Annotated in this window: 20 protein-coding genes; all 20 read left to right on the forward strand. The window is 72.2% G+C overall.

Annotated elements, in window-relative coordinates; all coding sequences use genetic code 11:
* Positions 1-2: 2 nt before the first annotated feature.
* The 20 genes from thrC to HLI28_RS00300 all read left to right on the forward strand — a co-directional run bounded on the left by thrC (position 3) and on the right by HLI28_RS00300 (position 18929).
* A complete protein-coding gene (thrC, locus tag HLI28_RS00205) occupies positions 3-1109 on the forward strand; it encodes a threonine synthase (RefSeq protein WP_171245487.1) in 1107 nt (368 codons plus the stop codon).
* A 1-nt stretch (position 1110) separates the two neighbouring features.
* A complete protein-coding gene (gene thrB, locus HLI28_RS00210; RefSeq protein WP_171245488.1) occupies positions 1111-2070 on the forward strand; it encodes a homoserine kinase in 960 nt (319 codons plus the stop codon).
* Between the two features lie 276 nt (positions 2071-2346).
* Complete coding sequence (rho, locus tag HLI28_RS00215) at positions 2347-4245, forward strand: transcription termination factor Rho (protein ID WP_246246241.1); 1899 nt, start codon at positions 2347-2349, stop codon at positions 4243-4245.
* Between the two features lie 119 nt (positions 4246-4364).
* The gene (gene rpmE / locus HLI28_RS00220) at positions 4365-4577 is read left to right on the forward strand and encodes a 50S ribosomal protein L31 (protein WP_171245490.1); all 213 of its coding nucleotides are present in this window, start codon (positions 4365-4367) and stop codon (positions 4575-4577) included.
* Positions 4578-4806: 229 nt separating this feature from the next.
* On the forward strand, positions 4807-5898 hold the full coding sequence (gene prfA / locus HLI28_RS00225; protein ID WP_171245491.1) for a peptide chain release factor 1: 1092 nt from the start codon (positions 4807-4809) through the stop codon (positions 5896-5898).
* A complete protein-coding gene (gene prmC, locus HLI28_RS00230) occupies positions 5891-6838 on the forward strand; it encodes a peptide chain release factor N(5)-glutamine methyltransferase (RefSeq protein ID WP_171245492.1) in 948 nt (315 codons plus the stop codon). Before prfA ends, prmC begins: the two co-directional genes overlap by 8 nt.
* A 5-nt stretch (positions 6839-6843) precedes the next feature.
* On the forward strand, positions 6844-7503 hold the full coding sequence (locus HLI28_RS00235; protein ID WP_171245571.1) for an L-threonylcarbamoyladenylate synthase: 660 nt from the start codon (positions 6844-6846) through the stop codon (positions 7501-7503).
* Positions 7500-8684 carry an MraY family glycosyltransferase gene (locus tag HLI28_RS00240; RefSeq protein WP_171245493.1) on the forward strand — a complete coding sequence of 395 codons (1185 nt, stop codon included), beginning with the start codon at positions 7500-7502 and terminating at the stop codon, positions 8682-8684. Before HLI28_RS00235 ends, HLI28_RS00240 begins: the two co-directional genes overlap by 4 nt.
* On the forward strand, positions 8681-9157 hold the full coding sequence (locus HLI28_RS00245) for a Cg1360 family ATP-synthase-associated protein (RefSeq protein ID WP_246246235.1): 477 nt from the start codon (positions 8681-8683) through the stop codon (positions 9155-9157). Before HLI28_RS00240 ends, HLI28_RS00245 begins: the two co-directional genes overlap by 4 nt.
* A 222-nt stretch (positions 9158-9379) precedes the next feature.
* Entirely contained in the window at positions 9380-10174 is a 795-nt protein-coding gene (gene atpB, locus HLI28_RS00250; RefSeq protein WP_171245494.1) for a F0F1 ATP synthase subunit A, read from the forward strand.
* A gap of 104 nt (positions 10175-10278) precedes the next feature.
* On the forward strand, positions 10279-10515 hold the full coding sequence (locus HLI28_RS00255; protein ID WP_098464265.1) for an ATP synthase F0 subunit C: 237 nt from the start codon (positions 10279-10281) through the stop codon (positions 10513-10515).
* Positions 10515-11102 (forward strand): F0F1 ATP synthase subunit B, encoded by a 588-nt coding sequence (locus tag HLI28_RS00260; RefSeq protein ID WP_171245495.1) that lies wholly within the window; start codon positions 10515-10517, stop codon positions 11100-11102. The genes HLI28_RS00255 and HLI28_RS00260 overlap by 1 nt, the downstream gene beginning before the upstream one ends.
* Positions 11102-11917, forward strand: coding sequence for a F0F1 ATP synthase subunit delta (locus HLI28_RS00265; protein ID WP_171245496.1), 816 nt, complete (start codon positions 11102-11104; stop codon positions 11915-11917). Before HLI28_RS00260 ends, HLI28_RS00265 begins: the two co-directional genes overlap by 1 nt.
* Before the next feature lie 79 nt (positions 11918-11996).
* Positions 11997-13625 carry a F0F1 ATP synthase subunit alpha gene (gene atpA, locus HLI28_RS00270; RefSeq protein ID WP_171245497.1) on the forward strand — a complete coding sequence of 543 codons (1629 nt, stop codon included), beginning with the start codon at positions 11997-11999 and terminating at the stop codon, positions 13623-13625.
* Positions 13626-13629: 4 nt separating this feature from the next.
* On the forward strand, positions 13630-14529 hold the full coding sequence (locus HLI28_RS00275; protein ID WP_171245498.1) for a F0F1 ATP synthase subunit gamma: 900 nt from the start codon (positions 13630-13632) through the stop codon (positions 14527-14529).
* A 64-nt stretch (positions 14530-14593) separates the two neighbouring features.
* Positions 14594-16078 (forward strand): F0F1 ATP synthase subunit beta, encoded by a 1485-nt coding sequence (gene atpD / locus HLI28_RS00280; protein ID WP_171245499.1) that lies wholly within the window; start codon positions 14594-14596, stop codon positions 16076-16078.
* Positions 16079-16178: 100 nt separating this feature from the next.
* Entirely contained in the window at positions 16179-16466 is a 288-nt protein-coding gene (locus HLI28_RS00285) for a F0F1 ATP synthase subunit epsilon (protein WP_171245500.1), read from the forward strand.
* A gap of 22 nt (positions 16467-16488) precedes the next feature.
* On the forward strand, positions 16489-16899 hold the full coding sequence (locus HLI28_RS00290; RefSeq protein WP_304602413.1) for a DUF2550 domain-containing protein: 411 nt from the start codon (positions 16489-16491) through the stop codon (positions 16897-16899).
* A gap of 21 nt (positions 16900-16920) precedes the next feature.
* A complete protein-coding gene (gene nucS / locus HLI28_RS00295) occupies positions 16921-17616 on the forward strand; it encodes an endonuclease NucS (protein WP_171245502.1) in 696 nt (231 codons plus the stop codon).
* Positions 17617-17666: 50 nt separating this feature from the next.
* Positions 17667-18929 (forward strand): N-acetylglucosamine-6-phosphate deacetylase, encoded by a 1263-nt coding sequence (locus HLI28_RS00300; protein WP_171245503.1) that lies wholly within the window; start codon positions 17667-17669, stop codon positions 18927-18929.
* The last annotated feature ends 108 nt before the right edge of the window (positions 18930-19037 follow it).

Consider the following 19037-nt stretch of genomic DNA (forward strand, 5'->3'; position numbering starts at 1 on the left):
GCATGCCGGCCCATCAGTGGCGGGGTGTCATCACCGAGTACGCCGACCGGTTGCCGGCCCACGTCGCCGAGAAGATCGTGACCCTCGGCGAGGGCGGCACGCCCCTCGTCGAGGCGCCCGCGCTCTCTCAGCGCACCGGCGCGGAGGTGTTCGTCAAGGTCGAGGGCATGAACCCGACCGCCTCGTTCAAGGACCGGGGGATGACGACGGCGATCTCCACGGCTGCCGCACGCGGCGCGCAGGCCGTCGTGTGCGCCTCCACCGGGAACACCTCGGCGTCGGCCGCCGCGTACGCCACCCGCGCCGGCATGGTCTGCGCCGTGCTGGTGCCGGAGGGCAAGATCGCGATGGGCAAGCTGAGCCAGGCGGTCGCGCACGGTGCCCAGCTGCTGCAGATCGACGGCAACTTCGACGACTGCCTCGTGGTGGCGCGCAAGCTGGCCGAGGCCTACCCGGTCGAGCTCGTCAACTCGGTCAACCCGGACCGCATCGAGGGGCAGAAGACCGCGGCCTTCGAGGTGGTCGACGCCCTGGGCGACGCACCCGACATCCACGCGCTGCCGGTCGGCAACGCCGGGAACATCACGGCCTACTGGAAGGGGTACCGCGAGTACGCCGGTATCCCGACGAGCGAGGACGGCCCGGGTGCCGCGCCGGTCGCGGTGGCGACGCGCACCCCCGCGATGTGGGGTTTCCAGGCGGCCGGCGCCGCACCCATCGTCGCGGGCCACCCCGTCGAACCCGAGACGATCGCCACCGCGATCCGCATCGGCAACCCCGCCTCCTGGGCGCAGGCCGAGGCGGCCCGGGACGACTCCGGGGGGACCATCGAGGCGGTCTCCGACGCCGAGATCCTCGCCGCGCACCGGGTGCTGTCCGCCGACGTGGGCGTCTTCGTCGAACCGGCCTCGGCCGCGGGCGTCGCCGGGCTGCTCTCCCGTGCCGAGCGCGGTCTGGTGCCGGCCGGTGCGCGGGTGGTGGTCACCGTCACCGGGCACGGGCTGAAGGACCCGCAGTGGGCCCTGCGCACGCCCGACGGCGGCGACGTGACCCCGACCCGGGTGGGGGCCGACGTCGTGGCGGTCGCCGACGCTCTCGGACTGGGCTGAGATGCAGCTCGGTGCGGATCGCGTGGTCGTGAGGGTGCCGGCCACCAGCGCCAACCTCGGTCCGGGGTTCGACGCCCTCGGCCTGGCGCTGGGCCTGCACGACGAGATCGAGGTGGACCTGCTCGCCAGCGACGAGATCAGCGTGGAGGTCGTCGGGGAGGGCGCCGGCCAGGTGCCCGACGGCGAGGAGCACCTGGTGGTGCGGGCCCTGCGGCACACGCTCGAGCTCGCCGGCGCTCCGCTGACCGGCCTGCGCATGCGGTGCACGAACCGCATCCCGCACGGCCGCGGTCTGGGGTCGTCCGCGGCGGCGGTCGTCTCGGGGATCGTCGCGGCGCGCGGTCTGCTCGCGGACCCGCAGGCCCTCGACGTGACGGCCATGCTGGGCATCGCGACGGAGTTCGAGGGACACCCGGACAACGCCGCGCCGGCGCTGCGCGGCGGAGCCACCGTGGCCTGGTCCGGACCGCACGGGCCCCGGGCCGTCGACCTCGAGGTGGACCCCCGGGTCACCGCCACGGTCCTGGTGCCCGACACCCGGCTCTCGACGAGCCGGGCGCGGGGCGTGCTGCCCGCCCAGGTGCCGCACGCCGACGCCGCCTTCACGGCCGGCCGTGCCGCGCTCCTGGTCGAGGCGCTCGCGCGCCGTCCCGAGCTGCTGCTGGACGCCACGGAGGACCGGATCCACCAGGACTACCGGGCCGAGGTGATGGCGGGGACCGCGGAGCTCGTGCGCGCGCTGCGCACCGAGGGGTTCGCCGCGACCGTCTCCGGCGCGGGGCCGACGGTGCTGGTGCTGGCGGCCGAGCGGCAGACGGCCGGGCTCGACCGTCTGCTTGCCGACCTCGTCGACGGGATGGCGGGCTGGCGTGCCTGGCGGCCCGGCATCGACGTCACGGGAGCGGTGTGCAGGAGTGGTAGCATGGACCAAGCCTTCGGGACGGTGGCAGGACGAGCATGAGGTTGTCGTTCCTGACCCACGTCGGCATCGTCACGTGATGATGGTTTGCACGATGCGTCCGTCCGTTGCCCCACCGCAGCCCGCTCGTCGGGTCCTGCGCCGGAGGCCGTCAGCAACCCCGTCAGCCGACGTCGTCGTACCACTGATGCGAGGTTTCGCGTCCGGGTGCCCCCTGCACCCGGTCGCCCGCCACCCCGGTCCGAGCGGACGCCCCGCAGGACCGCATACGAGGGGGAAGGGTCCTTCGTGACGAACACCACCGACAACCTGAGCTCGATGAAGCTTGCCGAGCTCCAGGCGATGGCGTCCCAGCTGGGCGTCAAGGGAACCAGCCGGATGCGCAAGAGCGACCTGGCCGACGCCATCCGCTCCCGTCGCTCCTCCGGCGGCAACCGCCAGGACGACGCCGGTCGCGGGGCCGGAGCGGGCAAGCCCGTCTCCGCCGAGCCCGTCGTGGCCGCGTCGACCGCGGCTCCCTCGGTCCGCAGCGAGGCGCCCGCGGAGGACGCCCCGCGTCGCCGCCGCGCGGTGCGCAGCTCCGGCGCCGCCACCGGGCAGGAGCAGCGGGCCGACGGCGGCCCGCAGGAGGGTGCCGGCCCGACGAACGACCGTGAGGCGCGGCTCGCCGAGCTCGCCGACGCCGTCGCCGCGCCGAAGGAGCGCCAGTCCCGGCCGGACCGCCAGGAGTCGGGCTCCGGCCCGAAGGGCGACGGCGAGGGCGGCCGCGGCCGCGGCGGTCAGGACCGTCAGGACGACCGGTCCGCAGACCGCGGCGACCAGGGCGGCCAGGGTCGTCAGCAGGGCGGCCAGGGTCGTCAGCAGGGTGACCAGGGCCGCCAGCAGGGCGACCAGCAGGAGAAGTCCGGCTCGCGCCGTCGTCGCGGCCGCGACCGCGGTCGCGACCGGCGCCGCAACCGCGGAGGCCGCGGTGGCAACGGGCCGGACATGCCCCTGGAGGAGCCGGAGGTCCGCGAGGACGACGTGCTGCTCCCCGTCGCGGGCATCCTCGACATCCGCGACAACTACGCGTTCGTGCGGACCAGCGGCTACCTGCCCGGGCCGAAGGACGTCTACGTCTCGATGAACCAGGTCCGCAAGTCGGGCCTGCGCCGCGGCGACGCCGTCGTGGGCGCCATCCGGCAGCCCCGTGACGGCGAGGAGCCGCCCAGCGGCGGCGGCGGGGGCGGCAAGAACGCCCGCAACAAGTTCTCCGCGCTGGTGCGTCTCGACACCGTCAACGGGATGACGCCGGAGGAGGCGCGTCAGCGTCCCGAGTTCACGAAGCTCACCCCGCTGTACCCGCAGGAGCGCCTGCGCCTGGAGAACCCCGAGGCGACGCGCCTGACCCCGCGGGTGATCGACATCGTCGCCCCGGTCGGCAAGGGCCAGCGTGGTCTGATCGTCTCGCCCCCCAAGGCCGGCAAGACGATCATCATGCAGCAGATCGCCAACGCCATCACGGCCAACAACCCCGAGGTCCACCTCATGGTGGTGCTCGTGGACGAGCGGCCCGAAGAGGTCACCGACATGGAGCGGACCGTCAAGGGCGAGGTCATCGCCTCGACGTTCGACCGCCCCGCCTCGGACCACACGATCGTCGCCGAGCTCGCGATCGAGCGTGCCAAGCGCCTGGTCGAGCTCGGCCAGGACGTCGTCGTGCTGCTCGACTCCATCACCCGCCTGTCGCGCGCCTACAACCTGGCGGCCCCGGCCTCGGGCCGGATCCTCTCCGGCGGTGTGGACGCCGCGGCGCTCTACCCGCCGAAGAAGTTCTTCGGTGCCGCGCGCAACATCGAGGAGGGCGGTTCGCTGACCATCCTGGGCTCGGCGCTGGTCGAGACGGGCTCGAAGATGGACGAGGTGATCTTCGAGGAGTTCAAGGGCACCGGGAACATGGAGCTGCGGCTGTCGCGCAACCTCGCGGACCGGCGGATCTTCCCGGCGGTGGACGTCAACGCGTCCGGCACCCGCCGCGAGGAGATCCTCATGTCCAAGGAGGAGCTCGGCATCGTCTACAAGCTGCGTCGCGTCATGGGCGCACTGGACCAGCAGCAGGCCATCGAGCTGCTGCTCGGCAAGCTCAAGGACACCAAGAGCAACGTCGAGTTCCTGCTCCAGGTCCAGAAGACCACGCCGTCCGGCCTCACGGACGACCGTCCCGGCGAGACCGTCTGAGGTCACACCCGGGAACATCCCCGCCAGGACAGGTGTTCTGGCACAATGGTTCGTCGGCCTGCCGGTTCACGGCTCGCGGTCCTGCGAGGCGACCCGGCGGCATCACACCAAGGAGCATCATGAAGAGCGGTATCCACCCCGAGTACGTCCTCACCGAGGTCACCTGCACCTGCGGCAACACCTTCGTGACCCGCAGCACGGAGACCTCCGGCAAGATCAACGCCGACGTCTGCAGCGCCTGCCACCCGTTCTACACGGGCAAGCAGAAGATCCTCGACACCGGTGGCCGCGTGGCCCGGTTCCAGGCGCGCTACGGCAAGAAGGACAAGTAGCACCTCCGGCAGCGCCGGTGGTCCGCCCGACAACCTCTCCAGGGGCAGTCGGCCGCGGGACCACCGGCGCTGTCGCATGTCCGGGCGGTGCCGCAGGGTGCACCGCCCGGTGGATCGGCTCCGAACCCGCCCCGGCCGGCAGGTTCTACGCTGATCCGCGGGTCGCGCCCCGACACGCGACCCGGCGGCGCCGCGGCGCCGCGCCGAGGGACGACCGGACGGAGACGACGTGACCGAGGACTTCGCGGTGGCCGAGCCGCTGCTGGCGGAGCATGCCGAGATCGAGCGCGAGCTCGCCGATCCGGCCGTCCACGCCGACCCCGGTCGGGCCCGCACCCTGGGACGGCGGTACGCCGAGCTCAACCGCGTCGTCGGCGCCTACCGGTCCTGGCGCACCGCCCGGGACGACGCCGCCGCGGCGGCCGAGCTCGCCGACGAGGACGAGTCGTTCGCCGCCGAGGTCCCCGCGCTGCAGGAGGTCGAGGCCGAGGCCGCCGAGCACCTGCGCCGCGTCCTCGTGCCGCGCGACCCCGACGACGGCCGCGACGTGATCCTGGAGATCAAGGCCGGCGAGGGCGGCGACGAGTCCGCGCTGTTCGCCGGTGACCTGCTGCGCATGTACCTGCGCTACGCGGAACGTCGGGGGTGGGCGACGCAGGTGCTGGAGTCCACCGAGACCGAGCTCGGCGGGTTCAAGGACGTCCAGCTCGCGGTGAAGTCCCGCGGCACCCCGGAGGACCCCGCCGACGGTGTCTGGGCGAACCTCAAGTACGAGGGCGGGGTGCACCGCGTCCAGCGGGTCCCGGTCACCGAGTCCCAGGGACGGATCCACACGTCGGCCGCCGGGGTGCTGGTGCTGCCCGAGGTCGACGACCCCGGCGAGGTCGAGATCGACCCGAACGACCTGCGCATCGACGTCTACCGGTCCTCCGGGCCCGGCGGGCAGTCGGTGAACACGACCGACTCCGCCGTGCGCATCACGCACGAGCCCACCGGCATCGTCGTGTCGATGCAGAACGAGAAGTCGCAGCTGCAGAACAAGGAGCAGGCGATGCGCGTGCTCCGGGCGCGGCTGCTGGCCGCCCGCCAGGAGGCCGCCGCCGCCGAGGCCGCGGACCTGCGCCGGTCGCAGGTGCGCACCGTCGACCGCAGCGAACGGATCCGGACGTACAACTTCCCGGAGAACCGCATCGCGGACCACCGCACCGGCTTCAAGGCCTACAACCTCGACCACGTGCTGGCCGGGGACCTGGACGCCCTCATCCGGTCGGCCGTCGACGCCGACGAGGCCGCCCGGCTCGCGGCCGCCGGCGATGCCTGACACGGTCGGCGCCCTGCTGCGCGAGGCGTCGCGCCGGCTGGCCGTCGCCGGCGTCCCGTCGCCGCGGACCGACGCCGAGCTGCTTCTGGCCCACGTCCTGGACGTGCCGCGGGGCGAGGTCCGGCGGCTCTCCCTGCTCGACGCCCCGCTGCCCGACGGCGGGGCCCCGGCCGGCCCCGGCCCGGGGGAGCGCTTCGCGGGGCTCGTCGAGCGCCGGGCACGCCGGGAGCCCCTGCAGCACCTGACGGGCGCGGCGCCGTTCCGGCACCTCGAGCTGGCCGTCGGGCCGGGCGTGTTCGTGCCGCGCCCGGAGACCGAGCAGGTCGCCCAGGTCGCGGTCGACGAGGCCACGGCCGTCGTCGCCGACCGGGGGAGCGTCGTCGTCGTCGACCTGTGCACCGGGTCCGGCGCCATCGCGCTGGCCGTGGCCACGGAGGTGCCGGGCGCCGTCGTCCACGCCGTGGAGCTGGACCGCGAGGCGTACCGGTGGACGGAGCGCAACGTCGCGGCGGTGGCCGGTGCCGCCGGTGCCGACGTCCGGCCGGTCCGGGGGGACGCCCGCACAGCTCTCACCGCGTGGGACGGCACGGTCGACGTCGTGGTGTCCAACCCGCCGTACGTGCCGCCGACGGCCGTGCCCCGGGACCCGGAGGTCGCGGGCCACGATCCCGGGGTGGCCCTGTACGGCCTCGGCGCCGACGGGCTGGAGGTGCCCCGGGGCGTCGCCCGGGCGGCGGCCCGGCTGCTGCGGCCGGGCGGGCTGTTCGTCATGGAGCACGCCGAGGTGCAGGCCGCCGGTGCGCGGGAGCTGGCCGCGGCGGCCGGTCTGGTCGACGTGCGCACCGCCGAGGACCTCACCGGCCGACCCCGCATGGTGGTCGCCCGGCAGCCGGTCGACGCACCGTCCGGACGACGAACCGTGACAGACTGGGGCGAGTGAGCACCGTGCACGATGTCACCGACGAGAACTCCTGGGGCCCCGCGATCGACGAGGCCGTCAACACGATCTCCCGGGGCGGACTCGTCGTCCTCCCGACCGACACGGTCTACGGGATCGGTGCGGACGCGTTCGACGCGGACGCCGTCGCCGCGCTGCTCGCGGCGAAGGGACGGGGGCGGCAGATGCCCCCGCCCGTCCTCGTGCCGGACACCCGCACGCTGGACGGGCTCGCCGTCGACGTGCCCGCCTCGGCACGTGCGCTGGTCGAGGCGTTCTGGCCGGGGGGCTTCACCATCATCCTGCGGTCCCAGCCGTCCCTGCAGTGGGACCTCGGCGAGACCCACGGCACGGTCGCGCTGCGTATGCCCGACCACCCGGCGGCGCTCGCGCTGCTGCGCCGCACGGGGCCGCTGGCCGTCTCCAGCGCCAACCGCACCGGGGGGCCCGCGGCCACCGAGGCCGCCGAGGCCGTCGACCAGCTCGGTGACGCGGTGGGCTGCTACCTCGACGGGGGCACCGCCCCGGGCGGTGTCGCCTCGACGATCGTCGACGCGACCGGCCCGGAGCTGCGCGTGGTGCGCCAGGGCGCGGTGACGCTCGCGGCGCTGCGCGAGATCGCGCCCGTGCTGGGCCTCGACGAGACCTCCGAGGGGAACCCCGGGTGAGGGCATATCTGCTGGTCATGCTCATCGCCGCGGCGGTGACGTACCTGGCGACACCCGGTGCCCGCTGGGTCGCCCGGCGGACCAACGCCATCTCCGCCGTCCGGGCCCGCGACGTGCACGTCCAGCCGACACCACGGCTGGGCGGTCTGGCGATGCTGCTCGGGATCGTCGTCGCCGTGCTGCTGGCCTCCCGCATGCCGTTCCTCGCGGGGGTCTTCGCCGAACCCCAGGTGTTCGGCGTCGTCGGCGGAGCGGTGATCGTCTGCCTGCTCGGGTGGGCCGACGACATCTGGGACCTGGACTGGATGACGAAGCTCGCGGGGCAGATCCTCGCGGCGGGGTTCCTCGTCGTGAACCAGGTCCAGCTGACCGCGCTGCCGATGCCCGGCGGCCTGACGATCCCGTCGGCCCGGCTGTCGCTGTTCGTCACGATCCTCGTCATCGTGGTCGCGATGAACGCCGTGAACTTCGTGGACGGGCTCGACGGCCTCGCCGCCGGCATCGTCGCGATCGGCGGGTCGGCGTTCTTCCTCTACACGTACTTCCTCACCCAGCAGGCGAGCCCGGCCGACTACTCGAGCTTCGCGACGATGATGACCGCGGTGCTGGTCGGCGTGTGCCTGGGGTTCCTGCCGCACAACTTCTACCCGTCGCACATCTTCATGGGCGACTCGGGGTCGATGATCCTGGGACTCGTCTTCGCCGGTGCGGCGATCTCGATCACCAGCAGCTTCGACCCGACCGTCACCGACGCCCTGTCGGGTGCGCAGCGCGCCACGATCTTCATCCCGCTGCTGCTGCCGCTGGCCGTGACGCTCCTGCCGCTGCTCGACATGACGATGGCGGTCGTCCGCCGGCTGGCCGCCGGCAAGTCGCCGATGGCCCCCGACCGGATGCACCTGCACCACCGCATGCTGGCCCTGGGGCACTCGCACCGCCGCGCCGTGCTCATCCTGTACGTCTGGACGGCGGTCTTCGCCTTCGGCACGGCGGCACTGGTGGCGTGGCGCTGGCAGGTGGTGCTCGCCTGGCTCGTCGTGGCGGTCGTCGTGGCCCTGGTGCTCACGCTCGGCCCGCTGCGCACGCGCGGGCGCTTCCTCGACGACGACGTGGCCTCGGGGGCGAACCCGGTGGCGGTGTCGTCCACCCCGACGCCCTCCGGAGAAGGAGACCGACCATGACCGAGCAGAACGCCACCCCGGACCGCCCCGAGGAGCCCGAGGGCGTCGAGGGGCGCACGCACGAGGAGGTCCGGTCCTCCGAGCGCGCGATGCTGCGTCGCGCCATGCGGTCGACGCTGCTGCTGGTCGGGGTGCTGGCCGTCGGGGGCGGCCTCGTCGGCTGGTTGGTGGCCGGGACGGCGGGCGTCTGGGGCGCCCTCGTTGGTGCGGGGCTGGCAGCGTTCTTCTGCGCCACCACGATCTGGTCGATGCAGCGCACCGTCGGCGCGTCGCCGACCGCCATGGCGGCCGGTGTCATGGGTGCCTGGCTGGCGAAGATCGTGGTGCTCGTCGTCGTGCTGGTGCTGCTGCGCGGAGCGGACTTCTACGACCCCTACGTGCTGTTCGTCGTGCTGGCCCTCGGAGCGGTCGGTTCGGCGCTGCTGGACTACCAGGCCGTGCGCGGGGCGCGGATGCCCTACGTGCAGCCCTGACCTGCGACGGAGCCCCCACGCGGGGGCTCCGCACGTGCCATTGTTCACAAGCCGCACGATTCCGCTGCCGAAGTGGCCCTTCGGTGTCGGACCATCCGAGTTCATCTAGTAGGCTGTCCGCGAATCCATGACGGCCAGGTCCGATGGCGTGCCCGCTTCAGCGTGGAGTGCCGAAAGACCTTCGACCACCCGGGAGTCCTCCTGTTCACGTCAGCGACCCCCATGCTGTTCGCCGCCTCCGAAGGGGAGGGCGGCTTCCATGTGCCGTCCATCGACGAATTCTTCCCGCCGGCGATCCTCTTCGAGGACACGATCTTCCAGATCGACCGGATCTGGATCATCCGCATCATCGCGATGGCGGTGCTGCTGACCGTCTTCGTGGTGGCCGCGCGGCGCGCGAAGCTCGTGCCCGGACGTTTCCAGGGCGCGATCGAGATCATCCTCGACTTCGTGCGCGTGCAGATCGCTGAGGAGATCCTCGGCAAGACGAACGCCCGTCGCTTCGTCCCGATGCTGACGACGATCTTCCTGTCGATCCTCGCGTTCAACATCACGGGCATCATCCCGTTCCTCAACATGGCCGGCACCGCCCGTATCGGCCTGCCGCTGGTGCTGGCGCTGTGGGTCTTCGTGACCTACTGGTGGGTCGGCATCGCCAAGCACGGCCTCGGCGGCTACCTGAAGAACAACCTCTTCCCGCCCGGGATCCCGTGGCCGATCTACTTCATCGTCACGCCGATCGAGCTGGTGCAGATCCTCGTGGTCCGGCCGCTCTCGCTCGCGCTGCGACTCGCGGCCAACATGATCGCCGGGCACATCATGCTGGTGCTCTGCTTCGCGGCGACCCAGTTCTTCCTCCTCGAGGCGGCGCCGGCGCTGAAGGGCATCGCCGCACTGACCCTCGCGGGTGGCTTCGCCGTCACCCTGTTCGAGATCCTGGTCGCGCTGCTGCAGGCGTACATCTTCGCCCTGCTCGCCGCGGTCTACATCAGCCTGTCGCTGGAGGAGGAGCACTGATCCTGGCGGATCAGGCTTCCTGACACGGCACGCCCACCTACCCACCCAGACGCAAGTCAGCGACGTCGGGCCGACCGGCCCGACGCCCAACGGAAGGAAACCCAGTGGACGTCACCACCCTCGCCGAGGTCACCGGTAACCTCAACGCTGTCGGCTACGGCCTCGCCGCGGTCGGCCCGGGCATCGGTCTCGGCATCCTCATCGGCAAGACGATCGAGGGCATGGCCCGCCAGCCCGAGGTCGCCGGTCAGCTGCGCGCCACCATGTTCCTCGGTGTCGCCTTCGTCGAGCTGCTCGCCCTCCTCGGCCTCGTCGCCGGCTTCCTGTTCCCGGCCGCGTGATGGCGGCGGCGCACACCGCCGCCCCGGTCATCGTGGCGGCGGAAGAAACGGCAGCGGAGGGGATCGACCTCTTCATCCCCGCCTGGTACGACATCATCTGGTCGTCGGTCGTCCTCGCCGTCATCGCGGTCGTCTTCTACCGGTACGTCCTGCCTCGGTTCCAGGCGGTCCTGGACGAGCGCACGGCGAAGATCGAGGGCGGTCTGGCCAAGGCCGAGAAGGCGCAGCAGGAGGCTGCGGCAGCGCTGGCGGAGTACCACCAGCAGCTCGCCGAGGCCCGTGCCGAGGCCTCGAAGACGCGCGAGGAGGCCCGTGCCGAGGGCACGGCCATCGTCGCCGAGCTGAAGGCCAAGGCCAACGACGAGGCGGCACGCATCGTCGAGACGGCGCACCGTCAGATCGAGGCCGAGCGTCAGGCCGCGGCGGTCTCGCTGCGGACCGAGGTCGGCACCCTGGCGACCGAGCTCGCCTCCAAGATCGTCGGTGAGTCGCTGGAGGACAGCGCGCGCCAGTCGCGCGTCGTCGACCGGTTCCTCGACGAGCTCGAGGCGGAGCAGGTCGCGACCACGAGGAGCGAGGAGGGCTGATGCGAGGCACGAGCGGAGCATCCCTGGCCGCCGCCCAGGAGCGGTTCGAGCCGGTGCTGCGGTCCGCAGGGACCGAGGCCGCCACGCTGGGCGAGCAGCTGTTCGCCGTCGTGAGCGCGCTCGACGGGTCGGCCCCGCTGCGCCGCTCGCTCGCGGACCCCTCGCGGGACGGCGAGGACAAGGCGCGCCTCGTCACGGCCGTGCTGGCCGACGGGTTCGACGAGCGTGTCGTCGACCTCGTCTCCGGCCTGGTCCGGTCGCGGTGGTCGAGCGACGCCGATCTCGGTGACGCCGTGGAGCGCCTGGCGGTTGACGCCATGCTCGCCGCGGCGGAGTCGCGGGGCGCGCTGGAGACCGTCGAGGACGAGCTCTTCGTCCTGACCCGCGCCCTGGTCGGGCAGCGTGCTGCCCGCCAGGCCCTCTCGGACGAGACCTCGGCCCGCGAGCAGCGGGTCGGGCTGGTCGAGGCGCTGCTGGCCGGCAAGGCCGACGAGATCACGGTGGCGTTGGCGCGCCGCGCGACGACCTCGTTGCGCGGACGTCGGTTCGTCCCCACGCTGGTCTGGTACGGCGACGTCGCGGCCGAGCGCCGCAACCGTCTCGTGGCGTCGGTGACGAGCGGCTCGGTGCTCTCCGCGGCACAGGAGGAGCGCCTCGGCGAGATCCTCGAACGTGCCTACGGGCGTGCCGTCCAGCTCAACGTCACGGTCGACCCGGCCGTGGTCGGTGGGCTGCGTATCCAGGTCGGCGCCGACGTCGTCGACTCCACCGTGCTGTCCCGCCTGGCTGACGCCCGTCGCCGGCTGGCCGGCTGACAACTTGACGCCCAGCCGGCCGTGGGTCGGCGCAGACGAACGTTCGGTCGCAGACTGCGGCCACGACAGGAGAAGAGCAATGGCTGAGCTGACGATCCGGCCGGAAGAGATCCGCGCCGCGCTGGACAGCTTCGTGAAGTCCTACGAGCCCGAAGGAGCGGTGACCGAAGAGGTCGGCCGCGTGACCTTCGCCGCCGACGGCATCGCCAACGTCGAAGGCCTGCCCGGCGCCATGGCCAACGAGCTGCTGCGTTTCGAGGACGGCACGCTCGGCCTGGCGCTGAACCTGGACGTCCGCGAGATCGGTGTCGTCGTCCTCGGCGAGTTCACCGGTATCGAGGAGGGCCAGGAGGTCCGCCGCACCGGTGAGGTCCTGTCGGTCCCCGTCGGCGAGGGCTACCTCGGCCGCGTCGTGGACCCGCTGGGCAACCCGGTCGACGGTCTCGGCGACATCGACACCGACGGCCGCCGCGCCCTGGAGCTCCAGGCCCCCGGCGTCATGCAGCGCAAGTCGGTCCACGAGCCGCTGCAGACCGGCATCAAGGCCATCGACTCGATGATCCCGATCGGCCGCGGTCAGCGTCAGCTGATCATCGGTGACCGCCAGACCGGCAAGACGGCGATCGCGATCGACACGATCATCAACCAGAAGGCGAACTGGGACTCCGGCGACCCCGACAAGCAGGTGCGCTGCATCTACGTCGCGGTCGGTCAGAAGGGCTCCACGATCGCCTCGGTGCGCGGCGCCCTCGAGGAGGCCGGCGCGCTGGAGTACACCACGATCGTGGCGGCCCCGGCCTCCGACCCGGCCGGCTTCAAGTACCTCGCGCCCTACACCGGTTCGGCCATCGGCCAGCACTGGATGTACGCCGGCAAGCACGTGCTGGTGATCTTCGACGACCTGTCGAAGCAGGCCGAGGCCTACCGCGCCACGTCGCTGCTGCTGCGCCGCCCGCCGGGCCGCGAGGCGTACCCCGGTGACGTCTTCTACCTGCACTCCCGGCTGCTCGAGCGTTGCGCGAAGCTCTCGGACGAGATGGGCGCCGGTTCGATGACCGGTCTGCCGATCATCGAGACCAAGGCGAACGACGTCTCGGCGTACATCCCGACGAACGTCATCTCGATCACCGACGGCCAGATCTTCCTGCAGTCCGACCTGTTCAACGCGGACCAGCGCCCGGCGGTCGACGTCGGTATCTCGGTCTCCCGCGTCGGCGGTGACGCCCAGGTCAAGGCCATGAAGAAGGTCTCCGGCACGCTGAAGCTGGAGCTGGCCCAGTACCGCGCGCTCGAGGCGTTCGCCATGTTCGCCTCCGACCTCGACGCCGCCTCGCGCGGTCAGCTCGCCCGTGGTGCGGTGCTGATGGAGCTGCTCAAGCAGCCGCAGTACACGCCGTACCCGGTCGAGGAGCAGGTCGCCTCCATCTGGGCCGGTACCCGTGGCAAGCTGGACGACGTCCCGGTGGACGACGTCAAGCGCTTCGAGTCCGAGTTCATCGAGCACCTGCGCCGCAACACCGACGTCTTCACCACCATCGTGGAGACCGGCAAGCTGGAGCAGGACACCGAGGACGCGCTCACCGCGGCCGTCGAGGACTTCCGCGACGGCTTCCTCAAGGGCGACGGCTCCCCGCTGGTCGGCGGCGAGCCGGACACCGACGCCGCGGACGCCGAGCAGGAGCAGCTCGTCGTGCAGAAGAAGGGCTGATCGTATGGCCGGAGGATCCCAGCGCGTCTACAAGCAGCGGATCAAGTCGACGCAGTCGCTGAAGAAGGTGTTCCGCGCGCAGGAGCTGATCGCCGCCTCGCGCATCGGCAAGGCCCGTGGCCGGACGGCCGCGGCCGCGCCGTACGAGCGGGCGATCACCCGCGCCGTGTCGGCCGTCGCGACGCACACGGCGACCGACCACCCGCTGACCACGGAGCGCACCGACACGAACCGGGCCGCGGTCCTCGTCATCGCCTCGGACCGCGGGATGGCGGGCTCCTACTCGGCCTCGATCATCCGCGAGACCGAGCGCGTCGTGGCCCGGCTGCAGGCCGAGGGCAAGGAGGTCGCCCTCTACGCGACCGGCCGTCGGGCGATCTCGTACTTCCGTTACCGGGAGCGCGAGATGGCGGGCCAGTGGTCGTACGGCTCGGACAGCCCGCAGGCCGACGTGGCCGGGGAGATCGCCGACACCCTGCTCGGCGCGTTCCTCGCCCCGGAGGCCGAGGGCGGTGTCGGCGAGCTGCACGTGGTCTACACGCAGTTCGTCAACATGGTCAGCCAGCGTCCCCGGCGCGTGCGGATGCTCCCGCTCGAGGTCGTCGAGGGAGTGGCCGTGCCCGGGGAGAACGACGCCCTGCCGCTGTACGACTTCGAGCCGTCGCCCGAAGCCGTCCTCGACGCCCTGCTGCCGCGGTACGTGCGCAGCCGCATCTTCAGCTTCATGCTGGAGGCCGCGGCCTCCGAGCTGGCCTCGCGCCAGCGCGCGATGCACACCGCGACGGACAACGCCCAGGACCTGATCCGTACCTACACGCGCCTGGCGAACCAGGCCCGCCAGGCGGACATCACCCAGGAGATCAGCGAGATCGTCTCGGGTGCTGACGCCCTCGCGGCGTCGTGACGCACCACGTCCGACGTCGTCGATCGACGAACTCACACCCGAACCTTTCGAAGCGAGGCAAGCAATGACCGCCACCACCGCGGAAGCAGCGCACGGCGCCGCCGCGAGCGAGCCGGGGACCGGCCGTGTCGCGCGCGTGATCGGCCCCGTCGTCGACATCGAGTTCCCCGAGGACTCGATCCCCGACATCTACAACGCCCTCCAGGTCGAGATCGACCTGTCGGGCCAGGGCGAGGACGAGAACACCTTCACCCTGACGCTCGAGACCGCCCAGCACCTGGGCGACTCCCTGGTGCGGGCGATCGCCCTGAAGCCGACCGACGGTCTGGTCCGCGGTGCCACCGTGACCGACACGGGCGCCCCGATCTCCGTGCCCGTCGGTGACGTCACCAAGGGCAAGGTCTTCAACGTCACCGGTGACGTGCTCAACCTCGCCGAGGGCGAGACGCTCGAGGTCACCGAGCGGTGGCCGATCCACCGCAAGCCGCCGGCGTTCGACCAGCTCGAGTCGAAGACCCAGATGTTCGAGACGGGCATCAAGTCGATCGACCTGCTGACCCCGTACGTGCAGGGTGGAAAGATCGGTCTCTTCGGTGGTGCGGGCGTCGGCAAGACGGTCCTCATCCAGGAGATGATCCAGCGTGTCGCCCAGGACCACGGCGGTGTCTCCGTGTTCGCCGGCGTCGGTGAGCGCACGCGTGAGGGCAACGACCTGATCCACGAGATGGACGAGGCCGGCGTCTTCGACAAGACCGCCCTGGTCTTCGGCCAGATGGACGAGCCGCCGGGCACGCGTCTGCGCGTCGCCCTGTCCGCCCTCACGATGGCGGAGTACTTCCGCGACGTGAAGAAGCAGGACGTGCTGCTGTTCATCGACAACATCTTCCGCTTCACGCAGGCGGGTTCCGAGGTCTCCACGCTGCTCGGCCGCATGCCGTCCGCCGTGGGCTACCAGCCGAACCTCGCGGACGAGATGGGTCTGCTCCAGGAGCGCATCACCTCGACCCGTGGTCACTCGATCACCTCGCTGCAGGCGATCTACGTGCCGGCGGACGACTACACCGACCCGGCGCCGGCGACGACGTTCGCCCACCTCGACGCGACCACGGAGCTCTCCCGTGAGATCGCCTCGCAGGGTCTGTACCCGGCGATCGACCCGCTGACCTCGACGTCCCGCATCCTCGACCCGCGCTACGTGGGCCAGGAGCACTACGACGTCGCCACCGCGGTGAAGTCGATCCTGCAGCGCAACAAGGAGCTGCAGGACATCATCGCGATCCTCGGTGTCGACGAGCTCTCGGAGGAGGACAAGACGCTGGTGGCGCGCGCCCGCCGCATCCAGCAGTTCCTCTCGCAGAACACGTACATGGCCAAGAAGTTCACGGGTGTCGAGGGTTCGACGGTCCCGCTGAGCGAGACGGTCGAGGCCTTCAAGAAGATCACCGAGGGCGAGTACGACCACGTGGCCGAGCAGGCCTTCTACAACATCGGCGGTCTCGAGGACCTCGAGCGCAACTGGGCGAAGATCCAGAAGGAGTACGGGGCCTGACGGCCACGTCACGCATCCCGACGGCGTCGCCCTGCCGTGCACCACGGTGGCGGCGGGGCGACGCCGCACCACTCTCGACTGAAGAACCCTGGAGCCCGACATGGCAGAGCTGAACGTCGACCTGGTCGCGGCGGTCCGCAAGGTCTGGTCCGGAGCGGCCCGCGAGGTCAGCGCCCCGTCCGCCGAAGGCCAGGTGGGCATCCTCGCCGGCCACACCCCGATGCTGGCGGTGCTGCGGCCGGGAACGGTCAAGGTCTCGACCGCAGCCGGACAGGTCGCCGTCGAGGTCCACGTCGACGGCGGGTTCCTCTCGGTGGACGACGACGTCGTGACGATCGTCGTCGACGAGGTCACCGAGGTCTCCGGACGCGAGTCGGCGCTGGCCTGAGGGGGCGGCGACGGTGGGGTACGTGCTCTGGACGGTCCTCGCCGTCGTGCTCGTGCTCGCCCTCGTGCTCGTCGTCGGGGGCTCGCGGCTGCGCCGGCTGTCGCGCCGGGTCGGGTCGTTCCAGTGCGGTGCCCGGCCCGGCGACAACCCGTCCGGCGCGTGGTCGGCCGGCATCGCACACTACGGCGTGGGCCGGATCGACTGGTTCCGGTGCTGGTCCCTGGCGCCGCGCCCCGCACGGAGCTGGCGTCGTGACCGGCTCGAGGTGACGGGCCGGGCACCTCTCGACCTGGCCGGCCAGGTCGACCAGTACCTGGTGCGCTGTCGGTACGACGGGACCGACTTCGAGCTGACGATGTCAGCGGGGGCCTATGCCGGACTCGCCTCCTGGCTGGAGTCCGCCCCGCCCGGACGACGCGATCTCGTCGTCTGACCGAGCCACGAAGGGGAGAGCGTGAGACTGGTCGTCGCCCGCTGCTCGGCCCGCTACACGGGTCGCCTGACCGCCCACCTGCCGCTGGCCACCCGGTTGCTGGTGGTCAAGGCGGACGGGAGCGTGCTGCTGCACTCCGACGGCGGCTCCTACAAGCCGCTGAACTGGATGAGCCCGCCGTGCACCATGTCCGCCGCGGAGCCCGACGAGGAGTCGGCTGCCCGGGGCGTGACGGCGGTGTGGACCGTCCAGCACCAGAAGTCGGACGACCGCCTGGAGATCGACCTCTACGACGTCGTGCACGACTCCGACCACGACCTGGGCGTGGACCCGGGGCTGGTCAAGGACGGCGTCGAGGCGCACCTGCAGGAGCTGCTGGCCGCGCAGATCGAGCTCCTCGGGACCGGCCACTCGCTGGTCCGGCGCGAGTACATGACCGCCATCGGCCCGGTGGACATCCTGGCCCGTGACGCCGACGGCGGGACCGTCGCCGTCGAGATCAAGCGGCGCGGCGAGATCGACGGGGTCGAGCAGCTCACCCGGTACCTGGAGCTGCTGAACCGGGACCCGTTGCTGTCCCCGGTTCGGGGCGTGTTCGCGGCACAGGAGATCAAGCCGCAGGCCCGGGTGCTGGCCGGCGACCGGGGGATCGACTGCCTGGTCCTGGACTACGACGCCATGCGCGGGGTCGACGACCCGGACTCGCGCCTCTTCTAGCCGGACGAGACAGCGCGGCCCAGGTCAGCGCGGTGCGGCAGGATGGGTGCATGGTCACCGATCCCTCCGATGCTCAGGAAAGCCCCCGCCCTCCGTCCGTCTTCGCGCTGCGCGGGGACGTCGTCACGCCCGACCGACTGGTGCGTGACGGCGCGGTCGTGGTCGCCGACGACCGGATCGTGTGGGCGGGCCCGCTCGAGGAGGCCGCGGCCGCCGGCGTGGGTGACGAGGTGGCCCGTGCCGAGGAACCCCCGCCCGGCACCTACGTGCTGCCCGGCCTGGTCGACCTGCACAACCACGGCGGCGGCGGGGCGGGTTTCCCGGACGCCACCTCCGTCGACGAGGCGATGACGGCCGTGCTGGAGCACCGGCGCCACGGCACGACGACGCTGCTGGCCTCGCTCGTGACGGCCGACCGGGAGACGCTCCTCGCACGGGCCGCTCTGCTGGCGGACCTCGCGGACGCGGGGGAGATCGCGGGGATCCACGCCGAGGGACCGTTCCTGTCCGCGGCCCGCTGCGGCGCCCAGGACCCCAGCCGCCTCGTCCCCGGTGACGTCCGGCTCGTGCGCGACCTGCGCGAGGCGTCCCGGGGCCATCTGCGCACCATGACCGTCGCGCCCGAGGTCGACGGCGTGACCGGGCCGGGCGGTGTCGCGACGGCGCTGGTGCGCGCCGGCGTCGTGCCTTCGCTGGGGCACACCGACGCCACGACCGAGCAGTCGGAGGCGCTGCTGCGGCAGGTGGCCGCGGACCTGGCCGAGGCCGGTGGCTCGTCGCGGATGACCGCCACGCACCTGTTCAACGGCATGCGTCCGCTGCACCACCGTCACCCGGGGCCGGTCGCCGCCTGCCTGGCGGCGGCGTCGCGGGGCGACCTCGTGGTCGAGCTGGTGGGCGACGGCGTGCACCTGGACCCCGCCACCGTCCGCACCGTGATGCAGACGGTCGGCGTGGACCAGGTCGCGCTCGTCACCGACGCGATGGCGGCGGCCGGGATGGACGACGGGGACTACGAGCTCGGCCCGATGTCCGTGGTGGTCCGCGACGGCGTGGCACGGCTCGCCGACCCGGAAGACCCCGAGGGCGGGGCGATCGCCGGCAGCACCGCGCACCTGATCGACGTGGTCCGCTGCGCGGTCGAGGCCGGGGTCCCGCTGGTGGCCGCCGTCCGGAGCGCCTCGTGGGTGCCGGCAGGGGTGCTCGGGGCGACCGACGTCGGGGGACTGGTCGCCGGGCGCCGGGCCGACGTCCTGGTGGTCGACCGGGACCTGCGGGTCCAGCACGTGTGCCGGGGCGGCCGCCCCGTCTGACCGTCGAGGGTGAGTCGCGCCACGGCAGGGAGCCGGAGCGACCGACGCGCCGCAGACGACACGCCGGTGCGGGCGGTCCGCACCCCGTCTCGACGAACCCGCGGGGCA

Origin of the sequence: Isoptericola sediminis, from assembly GCF_013085345.1 — a bacterium.
GTDB lineage: Bacteria > Actinomycetota > Actinomycetes > Actinomycetales > Cellulomonadaceae > Isoptericola > Isoptericola sediminis.

What these genes read in the sequence shown, in the direction of transcription:
- HLI28_RS00260 (WP_171245495.1), top strand. Translation starts at nt 10,515, where the DNA reads ATGGCGGCGGCGCACACCGCCGCCCCGGTCATCGTGGCGGCGGAAGAA.
- prmC (WP_171245492.1), top strand. Translation starts at nt 5,891, where the DNA reads ATGCCTGACACGGTCGGCGCCCTGCTGCGCGAGGCGTCGCGCCGGCTG.
- HLI28_RS00285 (WP_171245500.1), top strand. Translation starts at nt 16,179, where the DNA reads ATGGCAGAGCTGAACGTCGACCTGGTCGCGGCGGTCCGCAAGGTCTGG.
- atpD (WP_171245499.1), top strand. Translation starts at nt 14,594, where the DNA reads ATGACCGCCACCACCGCGGAAGCAGCGCACGGCGCCGCCGCGAGCGAG.
- atpA (WP_171245497.1), top strand. Translation starts at nt 11,997, where the DNA reads ATGGCTGAGCTGACGATCCGGCCGGAAGAGATCCGCGCCGCGCTGGAC.
- rpmE (WP_171245490.1), top strand. Translation starts at nt 4,365, where the DNA reads ATGAAGAGCGGTATCCACCCCGAGTACGTCCTCACCGAGGTCACCTGC.
- rho (WP_246246241.1), top strand. Translation starts at nt 2,347, where the DNA reads ATGAAGCTTGCCGAGCTCCAGGCGATGGCGTCCCAGCTGGGCGTCAAG.
- HLI28_RS00275 (WP_171245498.1), top strand. Translation starts at nt 13,630, where the DNA reads ATGGCCGGAGGATCCCAGCGCGTCTACAAGCAGCGGATCAAGTCGACG.
- thrC (WP_171245487.1), top strand. Translation starts at nt 3, where the DNA reads ATGCCGGCCCATCAGTGGCGGGGTGTCATCACCGAGTACGCCGACCGG.
- atpB (WP_171245494.1), top strand. Translation starts at nt 9,380, where the DNA reads ATGCTGTTCGCCGCCTCCGAAGGGGAGGGCGGCTTCCATGTGCCGTCC.
- thrB (WP_171245488.1), top strand. Translation starts at nt 1,111, where the DNA reads ATGCAGCTCGGTGCGGATCGCGTGGTCGTGAGGGTGCCGGCCACCAGC.
- HLI28_RS00265 (WP_171245496.1), top strand. Translation starts at nt 11,102, where the DNA reads ATGCGAGGCACGAGCGGAGCATCCCTGGCCGCCGCCCAGGAGCGGTTC.
- HLI28_RS00300 (WP_171245503.1), top strand. Translation starts at nt 17,667, where the DNA reads ATGGTCACCGATCCCTCCGATGCTCAGGAAAGCCCCCGCCCTCCGTCC.
- HLI28_RS00245 (WP_246246235.1), top strand. Translation starts at nt 8,681, where the DNA reads ATGACCGAGCAGAACGCCACCCCGGACCGCCCCGAGGAGCCCGAGGGC.